Raw genomic sequence first — 15804 nt, 5'->3', positions numbered from 1 at the left:
GGCCTCTTCATCTATAGCTTTAAAGAGCATTTCAACATCAATATCAAGCTTTTTCAAATCAGGTTTTTTTTAGGAGTCTTCTTTTGATTTTTCCAAGTATAGTATACATACGCCAGAGTTTTGAGTAAATAAGCATATCTATTTGGCTTTTGAGGAACATAAGCATATTGTTTATATGAGATTGCTGAGATTTTATATTTTCTACTTCATTTGATAAATAACTGTTTTGAGATTTTAAAGATGATATTTCATCTAAAATTTGCTTTAGCTCGTCTGATATATTTTGAAACTTATTGTTTAGATTTTGAGAAGCGTAGTTTACTATCTCTCTTAAACTCGGGTAGGAAGAGGCTTTTATAGCCTCTTTGGAGGATTCTATCCTGTCTAAAAATAGTTTGTTAGGAGCTGGTTTGGTAGCTATTATAGCCACTTGTGGTGCCACAAAGCTTGAAAAAGCATCTTCAAAACCAATGCTTTGGGGGTCTTTGTAGTATCCATGAACGCCAAAATAAGAAACACCTATAAAACCATCGTATTCTAATATAAACTTTACGGCTTTTGGGTGGATGGGTTTTAGGTGGGTGGGATCGAGGTAAAAATCTATGGTGCCCATGGGGATGTTGTCGGTGTATGGAAACTCTATGATGAAGCTTCCACCTTCTTTGAGGGTTCTAAAAACCTCTTTGTAAAGCTCAAAAGCGTATTCAAACGGAAGATGCTCCAATACATGTATAAGAGATATCACATCGTAGGTGTTTGAGTCTTGGGCTTTTAAGAAAGAAATAGCATCCGATAGCTCCACATGAAGACCCTTAGAAGAAGCGTAAGAGACCATAATTTTATTTGTATCTATACCAAAAGCCTCAAAACCAAGCTCTTCATAAAGGCTTAGCATCTCACCTCTACCACAACCTATGTCAAGGGCTTTTGGCTTAGAAGATGGGTAAGCCTCGGAGTAGGCTTTTAAAAGAGGCGTGTAAAATGTAAGCCTTCGTTTTATCTCCTCTTCTTCACCTCTAAACTCATCTTCAAAAGCTTTGTAAAACTCATCGTTCATAAACATATATTATACCATATTTTAGCATATAACCAAAAAGTATAACTTCCCAGCCTTGTTTGTATTATCCCCACGATTACTGGCTAGTAAGATTGAAGAGATTTTGTAGGTTAGATAATTTGTTCCCTTAGATTGTGAGCATATAAGCTTACTATATCCTAATCACAATTTAAGCATGTCTCTTATAATATATAAATGGATCAGCAAAACCGTCATCCTCAAGATATAGATATAACCATAAAGAATATAATACTTCCTCTTTTGGAAAGTAAGCTAATGAGAGATATAATAGGTATAAAATATAAGCGGGAGTTAGATTCAGTATTTAAAACAACAAAAGAAAGAAGAGTGGATCTACTCCTTGAGTTAGAAGATGATTCTATCCTTCATATAGAATTCCAGACAACAAACGATAATACAATGCTTTATAGGATGTTTGAGTATTATAGCCTCATCAAAATGGAATACAAAGAAAAGACTATACACCAAAAGCTTATATATCTTGGTGAAGACAAATGCAACATGAAAAACACTTTAAAAGATTCAAAGCTTTCTTACGAATATGAGCTGATAGATCTAAAAGATTTTCAATGTGATGATCTGTTGGAATCTGACAACATGGCAGATATAACCTTTGCGTTTTTGTGCAACGTGAGAAATAGAGAAAAGCTATTTCGTAAAGCTCTATCCAAGTTAAGAAAATTACCAGAGCAAGAAAGATCTGAATGGGTTGGAAAGATATTGACATTGTTAAAGGTAAGACCTAAATTAAGAGAAGGATTTAAAATATTGCTTAAGGAGGAGCCTATGTTAGAGATACCGCCCTTTACTATAGAAGAGCTAAAAGATTTACCATTCACAGCAAAAGCTATAGAGCAATTAGAACAAGAGGCTATTTTAAAAGGATTAGAAAAAGGTAAGCAAGAAGGAAGGCAAGAAGGATTGCAAGAAGGATTAGAAAAAGGTAAGCAAGAAGGATTAATTAAGGCCAAAAAAGATGACATTAAGAGTGTTATTCTCATCAAGTTTGGAGTACTACCAAAAGAGCTTGAAGAAAAGATAGAAAGTACAAATGATATACAGATTTTAGATGATATGTTAAAAAGGGTTGCACTGGCTGGCAAGATTGAAGAGATTTTGTGAGCTAAAAACCCACGTCAACCGAGCTTTTTTAGATAATCTAACACAAGCTTTTTGGTTTTTGAGAGGAAGGAGGCGAGTTTGTAAGATCTTGAGTTTATGATGGCGTTGTAGGCGTTTTGGAGCTCTTCTAAGCGGGCTTTGTAGTGGTTTAGCTCTTTTTGGAGGTCTGGTGAGGATTCGTGGGCTCTTTCGGAGAGCATAAATTGATAACTTAAGAAATTTACATCATTTTGGTTTTTAAAAGCCCTAAAAAGGTTTAACCTATGGGCTATATCGTGATAACCAAGTATGTTTGAAAGCTCTATGATATAGTCAAACTCTTCGGGTTTTAGTAGTCCTTTTGCTATAGGCTCTTTTACATACAAAGCATCACCCCAGTAAAGCTGACCACCTTTTTGAGGGAGTTTGAAAATGGTAGCATCGAAGTTTAGCTCAAACTCTTCTAAGTTTATAAGCTTTTCACCAAAAACCCCATAGTGGTTTAAATCAAAAAACCTATAGAGCACAAAACCTTGAGACCTAAGATACATATCTATATCTGAAAAAAGAGAAGCCCCTTCGTATAGAGGGTTAAACTGAACCTCTACTTTTATAAAAGATGTGGTTTTTAGGATGTTTTTGGCACCTTTTAGGACTAAGAGCTCTGCTCCTTGGGTGTCTATCTTGATATAGTCTATTTTTTGTATACCGTTATCAGAGGCAAATTTATCAAGGGTGGTGGTTTTTGAGATACTTTTATAAAGAGGATGCTCACCGGCACACCACAAAAATGTATCTATCACAAACTTATCTGGAGGGTATATAGAAGAGCAACCAGGATTTTGGGTGATATAGATATCTACTTCTTTTTCTTCATCCAAAAGAGCATATGGGATAAGCTTGATATGAGGGTGGTTGTATCTATTTGATAGCTTGGTGCATTCTTCTTGATCTGGATCAAAACCAAAGATAAAAAGTTTATCTATATGATCTAAAAATCTATCTGCAAAACCCCATCTACACCCAACATCTACTATATGATACATTTTTAAAAACCCCTTCCCATCTAAGGGAAGGGGAGAGATTTTAGAGATTAATAAGAGAAGAAGCCAAGATAATTAATGATTGCACTATACACTACGTTTACAGGGATACGTTTTAGCATACCGTTAAATGTTGCGTAAGCATCAGCTGTTATATTGTTTGGAGTAGCGTTTGAACCAGCGATATTTATAACAAGTGGTACACCAGATTGCCATGCTGTTGGAGTGAGACCTGTACACAACGATGCCAATGTTGCTAAGTTTATGTAATACACATTGGGAGTGCTTGTAGATGTTAATATGCCGTTTGTTGGACAGCTGGCACTTGGATTGTTCAGAACGCTTATACTTGCTATAGAAGCGCTTGATGGCATAGATATGGTGATATAACCAGATTGTATAGCGTTACCATCGTAAGGTGCTAAAGCGTCTGGTACATAGATTTGTGTACCACCAAATGCGAATGTTAAGAAGTTTTGAGAACCAGAGAAGTATGAGTAACTATTGCTGCTTGTGCTTGCTATAGAAGAGATATATATCGTGCCAGGTTGTATATTGCCAGAGTTTGAGAAGTGAAAGATTGCTGTGTCTGAGTAAGGTGAGCTAAACACTGCACCATTAGAAGGAAGCGTTAAGCTTACAGTAGCACTACCTGTTCCTTGAGTATAATTTGAAGATGCAGTATCGCTGGTGCTAGAAGTAGCACCTGAAAAATAAGTATATATAGTAGACACAGAACTTGGTATACCATTAAATACAACATTTAGAGTGTCTGAACTTATAGAGGTAGAAAAGCCAGTAGACGAAGAAATTGTCATGGTGTTATAAGCAGTATTATAATCATAAACATAACTGCCACTTACAAATGTGCTCAAGCTGCTTGGGTCTATGATAGCTGTACCAGCATTAGCTGGTGTAACAGTTAGCTGTTGTTGTACTTGTGCTAACGTTACTGAGCTTGGTGTATCGTTACCAACGTCTGAGCTATAGGATAGGACTATAGAGCTTGTGCCTTGAGAACCATAAACGGTAAATGAGGTATTATTTGCATATGTAGATAATCCACCACCTACTATTGTGTATGAGGCATTAGCCGTTAGAGAACAATTGCTAAGTGTTAAACTGTTAAGTCCAGAATAAGATTCTTGAGTAGTACACAAAGTAGAGCTTCCAGCACCAAGTATTGCGTAATAATCGCCATTTACAAAACTAGCCCCGCTCAATATTAACGTAACCGAAGCATTGGATGGGTAATTTACGCTTGGGGTTATGTAAGGGGTTGGAAGCGATACGTTGCCTGGAAGATATTCTTTAGCAATAGTATTGACTATAGATGTTACCTTGGTCCCATGTGCCTCATGGGATATGGCACCTACACTTGCTACCGCAACAAAAGCGCCTAATAGCGCTGTACTTTTAATCTTTCGCATATTTTCTACCTCCTAAAAATTTTGCTTTTAAAAGTATAGCAAATTATTTTTCATTTGTCAAGTGTTTTTTAAAAATCTCTTCCCACATATCTTTTATGCGGTCTTTGTGAAATAGCTTTGCCCTTTCTAATGAGTAATTTGCATTTTGTTCGTAAAATGTTTTATCGGCTTTTAGTCTAAATATAATATCTTTTAGCTCTTCTTTTGTGTTGTAAAAAAGCCCGTCTTCACCAAGCACATACTTTGTGATATCTGATCTGTAGGCAATACATGGTATACCTATAGACATCGCTTCAAGAAGTGAAAGTGGTAAGGCTTCAAATTTTGCTTTTGATGTAAAAACAAAAACAGAGGAGTGCTCTTTCATATATCCTATAGGGTCTTCCACAAAACCCAAAAAATGCTGATGGGCAAAAAGCCTTGGTTTTAGCTCTTTTAGCTCTTTGGCAAAAACAAGGTCTCGTCCGTTTCCAAGAAAATCTACATCTATGTCTGTACCTTTTAGTGTTTGAGATAGCTCTTGCCAGTCTTTATCTGGTTTTAAAGTCCCTACCCAAGCCACTCTGAAGTTTTCATTGTATGCTTTTGGTTTTGGCTCTAGTTTTTCAATCCAGTTTGGTATGACCTTTAGTTTTTCTACTGGAAGATTTCCTTTTGATGCTATACTATCTTTTATAGGTTCTGATACAAAGACTATATACTTTACATTGGGGTTTTTGGCAAACTCCGTCCAAGCTTCTATCTCAGGTTTTGTACAAAGGCTAAAATAATCTGCATGCACCCATAGTACAGTGTTTGGATGCAAGTCTCTTGCAAGTTGATTGTTTATAATAAGTATATCGTATTTTTTTATATCTTCTTTGATTTTTTCAAGCTCTTGAGATATTTTATCTTTTGGATAGTACAAAGATATAGTTTTTATACCAAGTTTTTGGGCTTTTTCTAAAAGAAATTTTTGAGAGGTTAAAATGCTGATATCGTAATCTTTTTTTAAAAGCTCATAAAACTTCAATATCATCTTCTGTCCACCACCTATAAAGGTAGCGTCGTTGTGAGTATCGTTCCAAAATATATCCATTATCAAGATTTTTGGTTTTTTAGCTTTTGGCATATAGATATTTTAGCATAGTGATCGAGCGACATATAGCTTTTAGAACAAGTCTAAGGTCTTCTATCAATTTATCAAATTTTTCAAGATTGAGCACAAACGTGGCGGGGATGGAAAAGGTGAATGGAACATACCCACATCCTTACCAGTATTAGAAGACCAAAACTTAGAAAAATATGTATCTAAGCTAAACTATATACTTATAGATCTAAATAAAATATCTGATGAAGATATTATAAGTAAGACATACCAAGATCTTTGCGCACAATGGGCAATGCTTACAATGAAACATATATTTGATAGCATCGCATAAGCTTACTATATCCTAATCATAATTTAAGCATGTCTCTTATAATATATAAATGGATCAGCAAAACCGTCATCCTCAAGATATAGATATAACCATAAAGAATATAATACTTCCTCTTTTGGAAAGTAAGCTAATGAGAGATATAATAGGTATAAAATATAAGCGGGAGTTAGATTCAGTATTTAAAACAACAAAAGAAAGAAGAGTGGATCTACTCCTTGAGTTAGAAGATGATTCTATCCTTCATATAGAATTCCAGACAAAAAACGATAAGACCATGCTTTATAGGATGTTTGAGTATTATAGCCTCATCAAAATGGAATACAAAGAAAAGACTATACACCAAAAGCTTATATATCTTGGTGAAGACAAATGCAACATGAAAAACACTTTAAAAGATTCAAAGCTTTCTTACGAATATGAGCTGATAGACCTAAAAGATTTTCAATGTGATGATCTGTTGGAATCTGATAACATGGCAGATATAACCTTTGCGTTTTTGTGCAACGTGAGAAATAGAGAAAAGCTATTTCGTAAAGCTCTATCCAAATTAAGAAACTTACCAGAGCAAGAAAGATCTGACTGGACTGGAAAGATATTGACATTGTTAAAGGTAAGACCTAAATTAAATGAAGAATTTGAAAGAGTATTTAAGGAGGAGCCTATGTTAGAGATACCACCTTTTACTATAGAAGAGCTAAAAGATTTACCATTCACAGCAAAAGCTATAGAGCAGTTAGAACAAGAGGCTACTTTGAAAGGATTACAAAAAGGTAAGCAAGAAGGCTTACAAGAAGGGCTCGTTAAGGCTAAAAAAGATGACATTAAGAGTGTTATTCTTATCAAGTTTGGAGTACTGCCAAAAGAGCTTGAAGAGAAGATAGAAAGTACAGATAACATACAAACTTTAGATGAGATGTTTAAGAAGGTGATACTAGCTGGCAAGATTGAAGAGGTTTTGTAAGTTAATTGAAACCATTAAGCAATAACGTTTTTAAGCTTTTGCTTGCCAAAGTGGCTAAAGAAATATGCCGATAGGCTACAAAATTTTTGATTAAAGATAGCAATCAAAATAAAACCTTCTCCCACTCAAAGCCCACAATGTTTTTATCTTTTTTGCTAAACTCTATCCCTATTAGGTATATCTCACTATACTTGCCTATATACTTCTCATAATATTTTTTTTCTTTTATCTGTTTTAAAGCATTTCCTTCCTCTTTGTCCTCTACTACCTTAAACTCTATGATATAAACGCTATCTTGGTTAAAGACACTTAAATCTATCTGACCCTTATTTGTATTGTCTTCTGCTATCACATTTAGCCCTGCTCCGTTAAAAAGAGCATATACGATAGATGGATAAAATCCTTCATAAGAATCTATATCGTTTTTCCTATACCAATCATGAGGGATGCTTGCAAAAAATCTATGTAAGATGTCTTTTAGTTTTTCTACTTGTTTATTCTCAAAAGCCTCTATTAGACCTATATCAGTTTTATATTTTGCTGAGATATCTTCTATTGTATAGGTTAGAAAATAACTGTTGAAGCTTTTTCTCACTTCTAAGTTTGGGTAGGACAATATGTATATTCCGTATTTTTCTTTAAACTCTTTTATGGTAAGATAACCAGATTGAAATAAAAGATTTTCTATCCTTATGTTATCAACATCAAGGTTTGATAAAATCTCATCTCCCACTTCAAGGTTCTCAAGCTCTGGGATGTAGTATCTGTTTTTCATAAACATCTTTATCAAAAATGTAGGCGTTGCTGTCTCAAACCAAAAGGCTCTAAACCTTTTTTCTGAAAAAAGTAGCAGTATATCAAAAGGATTGTAAACCTTATCTCCAAGCCAACTATAACCGTTGTACCACTCTTTTATCTTCTCTTTATCAAAATCCTTTAGTCTATCGGAAAACACACTTTCAAGCTCAGATTGGGTATAACCGCATACTGTAGAAAACTCTTTGTTTAAAGTGATATCTTGAAGCTGGTTTAATCCACTAAAGATGGATACTTTTGAAAACCTTGATACACCTGTTAAGAAAACAAGCTTTAGGTATGGGTCAGAGGGCTTTAGTATCTCAAAAACTTTTTTAGTATATCTCTATTTCTTCTTGCTTTTTCTATATCTTCTATTACATCAAGTATTGGTTTATCGTATTCATCTATAAGTACCACCACTTTTTGATTGTATTTTTCATATAGTTTTTGGATGAGCTCTTTAAATCTTAGTCCCAATATCTCTTCTTCTAATGTTATTTGATGCTCTTTTGCTACAGCTTTTAGGAAAGAATCTAATGATTTTATAAGATTTTCCTCCGTATCTGGGTAAGCTTGGCTTAAATCAAACTTTATAATAGGATATTTCTTATTCCAATTCCAATTATCGTATAGATAAAGCCCTTTAAAAAGCTCTTTGTTGCCAGAAAACGCTTCTTTTAATGTGTCAAGAAAGAGGGATTTACCAAACCTTCTGGGACGAGATAGAAAGTAATATCCACCGTTTTCTAATTTTTTAACAAACATTGTTTTATCTACATAGTAATAATTGCTATTTCTTATCTTCTCGAATGTTTGTATGCCTATTGGTAAAAGCTTCATAGTGTAATTATACCACAGCCTTAAGAATTACAAATCATGATATACTTCATCATAAATTTTATCATTGTAATTTTTTTACTCTGTAAGAGATTTTTGATATGAAAATTTTACTAGAGCACGGAAGCATAAATATATATAGTTTTGATAAAGAATATGTGATAATTGGCTATCATCAAGACCCTGAGAAAGAGATAAGGCTTGATTATATAGAAAAAAACAACATAGGGCTTCTAAAAAGTAGGCTTTCAGGTCAAGCGGTTTATGTGGATGAAGAGACTATAGGGGTAAGAGTAAAAGGCACCAAAGAGCTTTTTTATGAGAGGTTTTTAAAAGCTTTTAAAAATATAATAAAGGATGTAAATATAGAAGGCACTCAATTGAAAGTAGGTCAAAAAAGGCTTTCGGTGGTTCATGGGGATATTGAGGATGGTGAGTTTGAAATATTTCTGCCTTTGTCTTTAAATATAGAAAAAACGCTAAAAAGTATACATATGCCGGTGGAAAAGCTCACCTCTTACGGTATAAAAGCAGCAGATGATAGGCTTACAAGCGTAAGAAAATCTATAGGAAAAGACATATCAAAAGAAGAGTTTATCAACATGCTTCTAAACAGTCTTTACGATGAGTTTGGGGCTTTTGATATAAAAGAAGAAGAACATGTTTATTTTGAGACAGATAAAAACTTTATCTTTGAAAATGCAAAGCCAAAAGAGGGCTATACATATGGGCTTTATAGATGCAAAGGTGGTACTTTTAGAGTTTATATAAAAGCATCAGAGGGTGTTTTAGAAGATATTTTTATAAACGGAGATTATATAATATCACCAAAAGATTATATTAAAAGCTTAGAAAACTTCTTAAAAGGTAAAAAGATAGACATTATAAAAGATGAGCTTGATGTATTTTTAGAGTCTAAGGCTTTTAAAAGCATAGATATATCAAAAGAAGATATAAAAGAAGCGGTTTTGTTTACAATAAGAAAGCTCGATGCAAAAGATTTTGGTTTAAAAGAAGATACACTTATTGCAAGTATAGGAGGAGATTTAAAAGAAAACCTTCAAAAGGCAAAGGTGATGCTGCTTCCTTACTGTGCCAAACCAAGATGGTGTGATTATAGGCATCTTGATGATTGTGGGGAATGCGGTGGATGCACGGTAGGAGATGCCTATAGGCTTGCCTATCAAAAGGGTATGATACCTATTACCATTACATCGTTTGAGCTTTTAAGAGATACGCTTCTTTGGTGTGCAAAAAATGGATATACTTATATAGGGCATTGTTGTTATGAGTTTTACGAAAAGCGCTACGAGGCTTTTCAAAAAGCCTCTATGTTTGGAGCAAATGGAGTGCTTTTTGATATAGTAGGTACCACTTGCTATAGTCTTGGTGTGGAAGAAGAAGAAAAAGCTTATCACGGTGAGTTTAGTGTAGAGCTTGATCTTATAAAAGACGATCTTACTAAGTCTTTGGCTTTTAAAGAAGATAAAAAAGAATTTAGCAAATCTCATCAGAGCTTTGATTTTTCAAAATACTTTTTAGATTTTAAACCCCCTTACTACAAAAAACCAAAAGCAGTGCCAACCCCAGAAGAAGATAGAACAAGAAGCGCCATGCAAATAGATATCTTTAAAGGTGAGGCCACCATCAAAGACAGTGTAGTCTCTTACAAAGAAGCATTTAAAGAGCTTGCAAGCCTTATTAAAAGCTCAAAAAACCCAACTATAGTAGTAGGACCTCTTTTGTTTTGGGATTTTAACGAAAAAGACCTCCAAGAAAAAGCCTATATCACAAGGCTTTTGATAGAAAAGATAAATGCCAATGTGAAGATACTACCAGATTATAGACCAAAACTAAAAAACTACGATCCAAACGTCGAGATGGACCCACCAAACCCCCATGAAGCCATACTTCATGGCAATCACGACATCACCATTCTGATAGGAACGCACTGCTATAGGACAGATTTTGTTATAAGACTTCTAAAAAAACATACCCCCACTAACGTAGTGGCTTTGTGTGGGCTTTATGGGCACCCTGAAGCGGATTTGTCTACAAGCTTTACAGATGCTAACAAGCTAAAAGAGCTTTTAGATATGCTTTGATTATAAACCGCACAAACTCACCACATTATCTACCTTCCCTCTTTGGATTAGCCTACCTTTGTCTATATAAATAGCTTCATCACACATCTCTTTTACACTTGTCATATCATGGCTTACAAACAATATCGTTTTGTTTCTTCTTTTAAACTCTTTTACCTTTTCTTTGCTTTTTTTCATAAAAGCTATATCACCTACTGATAGTATCTCATCCAAGATTATAATATCTGGGTCTATACTAAAAGCCGTAGAAAAAGCAAGCCTTGAATACATACCAGAAGAGTAAGTCCTTACAGGTTCATCTATCACATCTTTTAACTCTGCAAACTCTATTATCTCATCTATTTTCTTGTATATCTCTTTTTTGGAAAGCCCAAGTATAAGACCGCTTATGATGATGTTTTCTCTACCGGTGAGCTCCGGATGAAAACCAGTGCCAAGCTCCAAAAGAGGTACTAAGCTTCCTTTTACCTTTACGCTTCCAGAAGTGGGTTTTATGATGCCAGATATTATTTTAAGAAGGGTGGATTTACCAGCGCCGTTTTTCCCTATGATACCCAAAGTGCTTCCAGATACCATATCAAAGCTTATATTGTCAAGGGCTTTTACTATCTGCACTTGTGGTCTACCGTGTTTTATAAAATCCACAAAAGCAGACTTTATGGAAAAATATTTTTTCGTATGCCTTTTAAAGATCTTTGTAACATTTTTTACCTCTATCACAACGCTCATATATACTCTGCGAAAACATCCTTTTTAGAGTGAAAATAGTTAAACCCTATTATATAAACTACTATGGATATAAAAAATAACAATATCAAAAGCTCAGGTCTTGGCATTAGGTTGTCATAAAAAATATCGTGGTATACCTTTATAAGATAAGCTATTGGGTTTAGGTATATTAGCTTTTGGTATTTAGAAGGTATTTGTGTATCAAAATACATAACCGGCATACAAAAAAACAAAAGCTGTATAATGGTCTGCATAATCTGTCTAACATCTCTATAAAATACGTTCCATGTGGCTGGGAAAAACGCTACACCTGAAGTCAGAAAAAATTGTATTATTATCACCACCGGAAGAAAAAGCACTATAAAACTTATCTTAACATGAAAAAATATTAAAAATAAAAACAATATAGGTATCGATAAAAGATAGTTTATGAGGTTAGAAGCTACTTTTGTGATTACCACTATCTCAGCAGGTAGCGTAGATTTTGTTATCAAAGCCCCAGCAGAAACCACAGAATCAGTAGCCTCCATCACAGAAGAGGAAAACCAATTCCAGGGCAATATACCGCTAAAAAAATAAACTGGATAATTTTTTGCAGTGCTTTTAAATATCACCACAAACAAAAATGTATAAATCAAAAGATTTAAAAGAGGGTTTAGCATACTCCACAAAAAACCAAAAATAGAGCCCCTATACCTTATTTTTAGCTCTTTTAAAGCCAAAACGTATATAAGGTAGTGATACTTATAAAGAAGGTAAAATGGATATACCAAAGCATTTTGCTTCATTTCCATACTATTATAACTCAAGGCAACTTTATAAGTTGTATGTTATAATCTTATTCTATGAAAAAATATATAGGTTTTATATTTGGTGTGTTGGTTTTTTCATTTTCTTATGGTTTGGTAATACCTCTAAATACAGATGTATCTATACCAAAAAGCGCATATGGAATAACGGCTTATACTAAAGCAAAACCGCCAAAACCTCTTCAGTATATGTATATAGGAGAAAGTATCTCCGAAGTAGGAAAGAATAAAATCCCTTACAGAGTTTATATATCAAAAGGTAAAGGCAAGTTTGGAGATGGTGTCTACAGGGTATGGCTTTCTTTTGTAAAAGAAGATAAATTTAAGGCTATACTCCAAGGTATCAAAAAAGCCAACGAAGAAGCCTACAAGACCCTTCACAAAAAGCCTTCTGTAAGTGCAGAAGAAGCAGCTAACATCATAGCCCCTATGAATGGTATGCTTGAACTAACAGAGGTAAACTGCAAAAAAAGCGTAATATACACATTAGGTGGAGCTGGACAAATTAGGATGAGAATGGTTTATAAAATCGATAAAAACTCACCACCTTTAAACAAAAAGATCTACAACCTCGTATGCACAAAAGGAAAGCTTCCCATCATATACGTCAAATAAAAATACATATATCTAAGGCACAAGGCTTTCATCTTCAAACAAGGAAGCTTTGTATATAAGCTCTACCTCTTTTTCTGTAATCTCAGCGGGATTTATATTAAAAGCGTTTCTACCGGTAAAGTACACATCCTCTGCAAGAATGCGAGGAAGATCTTCATCTGGGACTATACCAAGGTCTTTGAGGCTAAGAGGAAGATTTAGCCTTTTAGTAAGGTTTTTGAGCGTTTCAAGAAGATGATACTCATCTTTTAAACCGAGCTCTAGGGCAAGTTTTCTATATTTTTCCGGTGCTCTTTTTATGTTGTAAAGGGTCACATAATATCCTAAAGCCGATAAGCCTTTTGCATGGGCTACTTGCGGATATCTACCAGATATAGGATGCTCCATAGCGTGGATAATACCAGCCCTTTTTTGATCTATAGCTATACCTGCAAGCATAGCCCCGTAGCTCATGTTTTCTCTAGCTTCTTTGTTGGTGCCATCTTCATAGGCTATTTCAAGCCATTTTAGTATAAGCTTTAAAGCTACGACATCCAAGTCTTCTGCAATGCGGTTATTTAGTCTGTTGGTATAAGATTCTAAAGCATGGTAAAAAGCATCCATACCTGTGGTGGCGGTAAGATCTTTATCCATACTCATGGTAAGTTCTGGGTCTACTATAGCCACCTTTGGATAGTTTAGAGAATGGGCTATTGCAAGCTTTTCTTTTCTATTGGGATTTGATATTACAGAGTATTTGTTTACTTCAGAGCCAGTACCGGCAGTGGTTGGTATAGCTATAACAGGTCTTGTGTAATAGGGGATTGATTTTGGACCTTCTGGGTAAAACACGTATTCCCAGGCAAAACCTTCGTTAGAAGAGACTATAGCTATAGCTTTAGCCGCATCCAATATAGAACCACCCCCAAGACCTATGATAAAATCTACTTTGTTTTCAGCAGCTATCCTTGCTCCTTTATTTACGCTTATATCTGTGGGATTTGGTTCTATCTCATCGTATATGATGACATCTCTTATGTTGTTTAAAATGAGGTTTGATATAACCTTGTCAAGATATCCATGCTTTTTAGAAGACTTACCTGTTACAATGAGCCCTTTAAAACCAAACCTTCTTGCCACTTCACCTACTTTTGACAAACTGCCGTATCCAAAATGTATATCCACAGGCATGTAATAATTAAACACCATAAACCACCTCTTAAAGTATTATTTCATCGCTTTTAAAAACAGGACCTTCTACGCAAGTCCTCACATAACCATCGCTGGTTTTTACCACACACCCAAGACAAACCCCATATCCGCAAGCCATAGGATTTTCCAAAGAAAGATAAGCATCAAACCCTTTTTGTTTTGAAATGTTTTGAACGGCTTTTAACATAGGACTAGGACCACAGGCATAGATATTCGCACTATCTATATTCTTTAGAGCATCCGTCACAAAACCTTTTTTACCAAAACTCCCATCGTCTGTGTAAACCTCTATAGGAATAGAGTATTTTGAAAACCAATCAAGCATAACAAGATATTCCTTTGACCTTGCTCCGTAGTATACTTTAAAATTTAAGTTTTTTTCTTTTAAAAGCCTACAAAACAAACTAACCCCAGATATACCAATACCACCAGCCAAAACAACGTTTAACTTATCCCTTGAGGCTTCAAAAAGCCCGTTTCCAAGAGGCATCAGTACATCCACAAACTCCCCTTTCCTCAAAGTGCTCATAACAGCTGTTCCTTTTCCTACTACATCGTAGTATATATAAATAGCATCTTCTTCTACATCTGCTATGGCGAAAGCCCTTCTGTTTAAAGGATCAAAACTATCGTTTGGTTTTATCATAACAAAATGCCCTGGTTTTATATCGTAGCTATGGTTTAGCTTTAGCACCATCAAATATGTATGCATTCCCACTTTTTCATTTTTTAGGATTTCTAATCTTACATCTTCCATAAAAATATTATACTGTCTGAAACCCAACAAGGTGTTATATTATTATTGGAGGAAATAAATGGGTATAAACATACCGATGGCTATTTACGATAAGTTGGTAGAAAAGTTTGGTAAAGAGACTGCCATTGAAATTGCAGAACTTATTGAAAATACCCAAGACTATTTAGAAGAAAAAGTAGTAGAAGAAACTAAAAAAAGAAAGATAGAATTAAGGGATGAGCTAAGAAAAGAGTTAGCTACAAAAGAGGATATACTGCTTGTAAGACAAGAGATAGAGACTGTAAGACAGGAGATGGAAACTATAAGGCAGGAGCTAAAAGGTAAGATAGAGGCTGTAAGAGAGGAGCTAAAAGGAGAGATTGAAGCGCTAAGGCAAGAGCTAAAAGGAGAGATAGAAGCACTAAGGCAAGAAGTAAAAGGAGAGATAAAAGTCCTAAAAATGTGGATTTTCTTTTTGGGAGCTTTGATGGTGGTGCTAAATCAAAACTCTTTGGAGCTTATAGCAAGGTTATTGGGTAGTATATTTAAATGAAAGAGGAGATTTATGGCCAACATCCCGATAGAGCTTTACAATAAGATAGAAGAAAGCGTTGGTAAAGAAAAGGCTGTAGAGATTGCAAAAATAATTGAAGATACAATAAACCACTTAGATGAACGTGTAGTAGAAGAAACTAAAAAAAGAAAGATAGAATTAAGGGATGAGCTAAGAAAAGAGTTAGCTACAAAAGAGGATATACTGCTTGTAAGGCAGGAAATAGAGACTGTAAGGCAGGAGCTAAATGGTAAGATTGAATCACTAAGACAAGAGCTAAAAGGAGAGATAAAAGTCCTAAAAATGTGGATTTTCTTTTTGGGAGCTTTGATGGTGGTGCTAAATCAAAACTCTTTGGAGCTTATAGCAAGGTTATTGGGTAGTATATTTAAGTAAT

At 34.7% G+C, this 15804-nt stretch carries 14 protein-coding genes and 2 pseudogenes; 7 read left to right on the top strand and 9 right to left on the bottom strand.

The features are described from left to right. Positions 1–58: 58 nt before the first annotated feature. The gene (locus HYD3684_RS07785; RefSeq protein WP_015420110.1) at positions 59–1057 is read right to left on the bottom strand and encodes a class I SAM-dependent methyltransferase; all 999 of its coding nucleotides are present in this window, start codon (positions 1055–1057) and stop codon (positions 59–61) included. A 195-nt stretch (positions 1058–1252) separates the two neighbouring features. Here HYD3684_RS07785 and HYD3684_RS07780 point away from each other — a divergent pair, with 195 nt between their 5' ends. Continuing rightward, a complete protein-coding gene (locus tag HYD3684_RS07780) occupies positions 1253–2200 on the top strand; it encodes a flagellar biosynthesis/type III secretory pathway protein (protein WP_015420109.1) in 948 nt (315 codons plus the stop codon). A gap of 14 nt (positions 2201–2214) precedes the next feature. On the opposite strand, the gene HYD3684_RS07775 is transcribed toward HYD3684_RS07780, so the two are convergent. The 3 genes from HYD3684_RS07775 to HYD3684_RS07765 are packed head-to-tail and all read right to left on the bottom strand — an operon-like array spanning position 2215 to position 5763. Continuing rightward, positions 2215–3225 carry an FkbM family methyltransferase gene (locus HYD3684_RS07775; RefSeq protein ID WP_015420108.1) on the bottom strand — a complete coding sequence of 337 codons (1011 nt, stop codon included), beginning with the start codon at positions 3223–3225 and terminating at the stop codon, positions 2215–2217. A gap of 47 nt (positions 3226–3272) precedes the next feature. Further along, complete coding sequence (locus tag HYD3684_RS07770; RefSeq protein ID WP_015420107.1) at positions 3273–4652, bottom strand: hypothetical protein; 1380 nt, start codon at positions 4650–4652, stop codon at positions 3273–3275. 43 nt (positions 4653–4695) lie between these two features. Beyond that, the gene (locus HYD3684_RS07765) at positions 4696–5763 is read right to left on the bottom strand and encodes a glycosyltransferase family 4 protein (RefSeq protein ID WP_015420106.1); all 1068 of its coding nucleotides are present in this window, start codon (positions 5761–5763) and stop codon (positions 4696–4698) included. Between the two features lie 109 nt (positions 5764–5872). Between HYD3684_RS07765 and HYD3684_RS08305 the strand changes: the two are divergent. Together HYD3684_RS08305 and HYD3684_RS07760 are read left to right on the top strand one after the other, a co-directional pair. Then, a pseudogene (locus HYD3684_RS08305) lies at positions 5873–6067 on the top strand (Rpn family recombination-promoting nuclease/putative transposase); the annotation flags it as partial. 55 nt (positions 6068–6122) lie between these two features. Further along, positions 6123–7034 carry a transposase gene (locus HYD3684_RS07760; RefSeq protein ID WP_015420105.1) on the top strand — a complete coding sequence of 304 codons (912 nt, stop codon included), beginning with the start codon at positions 6123–6125 and terminating at the stop codon, positions 7032–7034. A gap of 103 nt (positions 7035–7137) precedes the next feature. On the opposite strand, the pseudogene HYD3684_RS07755 reads toward HYD3684_RS07760, so the two are convergent. Then, positions 7138–8672, bottom strand: a pseudogene (locus HYD3684_RS07755) (AAA family ATPase). A 98-nt stretch (positions 8673–8770) separates the two neighbouring features. Here HYD3684_RS07755 and HYD3684_RS07750 point away from each other — a divergent pair. After that, on the top strand, positions 8771–10774 hold the full coding sequence (locus tag HYD3684_RS07750) for a carbon monoxide dehydrogenase beta subunit family protein (RefSeq protein WP_015420104.1): 2004 nt from the start codon (positions 8771–8773) through the stop codon (positions 10772–10774). Here HYD3684_RS07750 and HYD3684_RS07745 read toward each other — a convergent pair whose 3' ends face one another. Both HYD3684_RS07745 and HYD3684_RS07740 read right to left on the bottom strand, forming a co-directional pair. Next, on the bottom strand, positions 10775–11503 hold the full coding sequence (locus HYD3684_RS07745; protein WP_015420103.1) for an ABC transporter ATP-binding protein: 729 nt from the start codon (positions 11501–11503) through the stop codon (positions 10775–10777). Beyond that, positions 11500–12297 carry an ABC transporter permease gene (locus HYD3684_RS07740; RefSeq protein ID WP_015420102.1) on the bottom strand — a complete coding sequence of 266 codons (798 nt, stop codon included), beginning with the start codon at positions 12295–12297 and terminating at the stop codon, positions 11500–11502. The genes HYD3684_RS07745 and HYD3684_RS07740 overlap by 4 nt, the downstream gene beginning before the upstream one ends. 51 nt (positions 12298–12348) lie before the next feature. On the opposite strand from HYD3684_RS07740, the gene HYD3684_RS07735 reads away from it, so the two are divergent. Beyond that, complete coding sequence (locus HYD3684_RS07735) at positions 12349–12927, top strand: hypothetical protein (protein WP_015420101.1); 579 nt, start codon at positions 12349–12351, stop codon at positions 12925–12927. A 12-nt stretch (positions 12928–12939) separates the two neighbouring features. Here the strand turns inward: HYD3684_RS07735 and HYD3684_RS07730 are convergent, their stop codons facing one another. Both HYD3684_RS07730 and HYD3684_RS07725 read right to left on the bottom strand, forming a co-directional pair. Next, positions 12940–14115, bottom strand: coding sequence for an iron-containing alcohol dehydrogenase (locus HYD3684_RS07730; RefSeq protein WP_015420100.1), 1176 nt, complete (start codon positions 14113–14115; stop codon positions 12940–12942). Positions 14116–14125: 10 nt separating this feature from the next. Continuing rightward, positions 14126–14875 (bottom strand): dihydroorotate dehydrogenase electron transfer subunit, encoded by a 750-nt coding sequence (locus HYD3684_RS07725; protein ID WP_015420099.1) that lies wholly within the window; start codon positions 14873–14875, stop codon positions 14126–14128. 58 nt (positions 14876–14933) lie between these two features. Here HYD3684_RS07725 and HYD3684_RS07720 point away from each other — a divergent pair, with 58 nt between their 5' ends. Together HYD3684_RS07720 and HYD3684_RS07715 are read left to right on the top strand one after the other, a co-directional pair. After that, a complete protein-coding gene (locus tag HYD3684_RS07720; RefSeq protein WP_015420098.1) occupies positions 14934–15407 on the top strand; it encodes a hypothetical protein in 474 nt (157 codons plus the stop codon). A 12-nt stretch (positions 15408–15419) separates the two neighbouring features. Beyond that, complete coding sequence (locus tag HYD3684_RS07715; RefSeq protein WP_015420097.1) at positions 15420–15803, top strand: hypothetical protein; 384 nt, start codon at positions 15420–15422, stop codon at positions 15801–15803. Position 15804 lies beyond the last annotated feature (1 nt).

This window comes from Hydrogenobaculum sp. 3684 (assembly GCF_000213785.1).
Lineage (GTDB): Bacteria > Aquificota > Aquificia > Aquificales > Aquificaceae > Hydrogenobaculum.
This window is presented reverse-complemented; position numbering and strand designations above follow the sequence as displayed.

Coding starts and splice junctions, on each gene's coding strand:
- HYD3684_RS07725 (WP_015420099.1), bottom strand. CDS start 14,875: ATGGAAGATGTAAGATTAGAAATCCTAAAAAATGAAAAAGTGGGAATG.
- HYD3684_RS07745 (WP_015420103.1), bottom strand. CDS start 11,503: ATGAGCGTTGTGATAGAGGTAAAAAATGTTACAAAGATCTTTAAAAGG.
- HYD3684_RS07740 (WP_015420102.1), bottom strand. CDS start 12,297: ATGGAAATGAAGCAAAATGCTTTGGTATATCCATTTTACCTTCTTTAT.
- HYD3684_RS07775 (WP_015420108.1), bottom strand. CDS start 3,225: ATGTATCATATAGTAGATGTTGGGTGTAGATGGGGTTTTGCAGATAGA.
- HYD3684_RS07750 (WP_015420104.1), top strand. CDS start 8,771: ATGAAAATTTTACTAGAGCACGGAAGCATAAATATATATAGTTTTGAT.
- HYD3684_RS07715 (WP_015420097.1), top strand. CDS start 15,420: ATGGCCAACATCCCGATAGAGCTTTACAATAAGATAGAAGAAAGCGTT.
- HYD3684_RS07765 (WP_015420106.1), bottom strand. CDS start 5,763: ATGCCAAAAGCTAAAAAACCAAAAATCTTGATAATGGATATATTTTGG.
- HYD3684_RS07785 (WP_015420110.1), bottom strand. CDS start 1,057: ATGAACGATGAGTTTTACAAAGCTTTTGAAGATGAGTTTAGAGGTGAA.
- HYD3684_RS07780 (WP_015420109.1), top strand. CDS start 1,253: ATGGATCAGCAAAACCGTCATCCTCAAGATATAGATATAACCATAAAG.
- HYD3684_RS07730 (WP_015420100.1), bottom strand. CDS start 14,115: ATGGTGTTTAATTATTACATGCCTGTGGATATACATTTTGGATACGGC.
- HYD3684_RS07735 (WP_015420101.1), top strand. CDS start 12,349: ATGAAAAAATATATAGGTTTTATATTTGGTGTGTTGGTTTTTTCATTT.
- HYD3684_RS07760 (WP_015420105.1), top strand. CDS start 6,123: ATGGATCAGCAAAACCGTCATCCTCAAGATATAGATATAACCATAAAG.
- HYD3684_RS07770 (WP_015420107.1), bottom strand. CDS start 4,652: ATGCGAAAGATTAAAAGTACAGCGCTATTAGGCGCTTTTGTTGCGGTA.
- HYD3684_RS07720 (WP_015420098.1), top strand. CDS start 14,934: ATGGGTATAAACATACCGATGGCTATTTACGATAAGTTGGTAGAAAAG.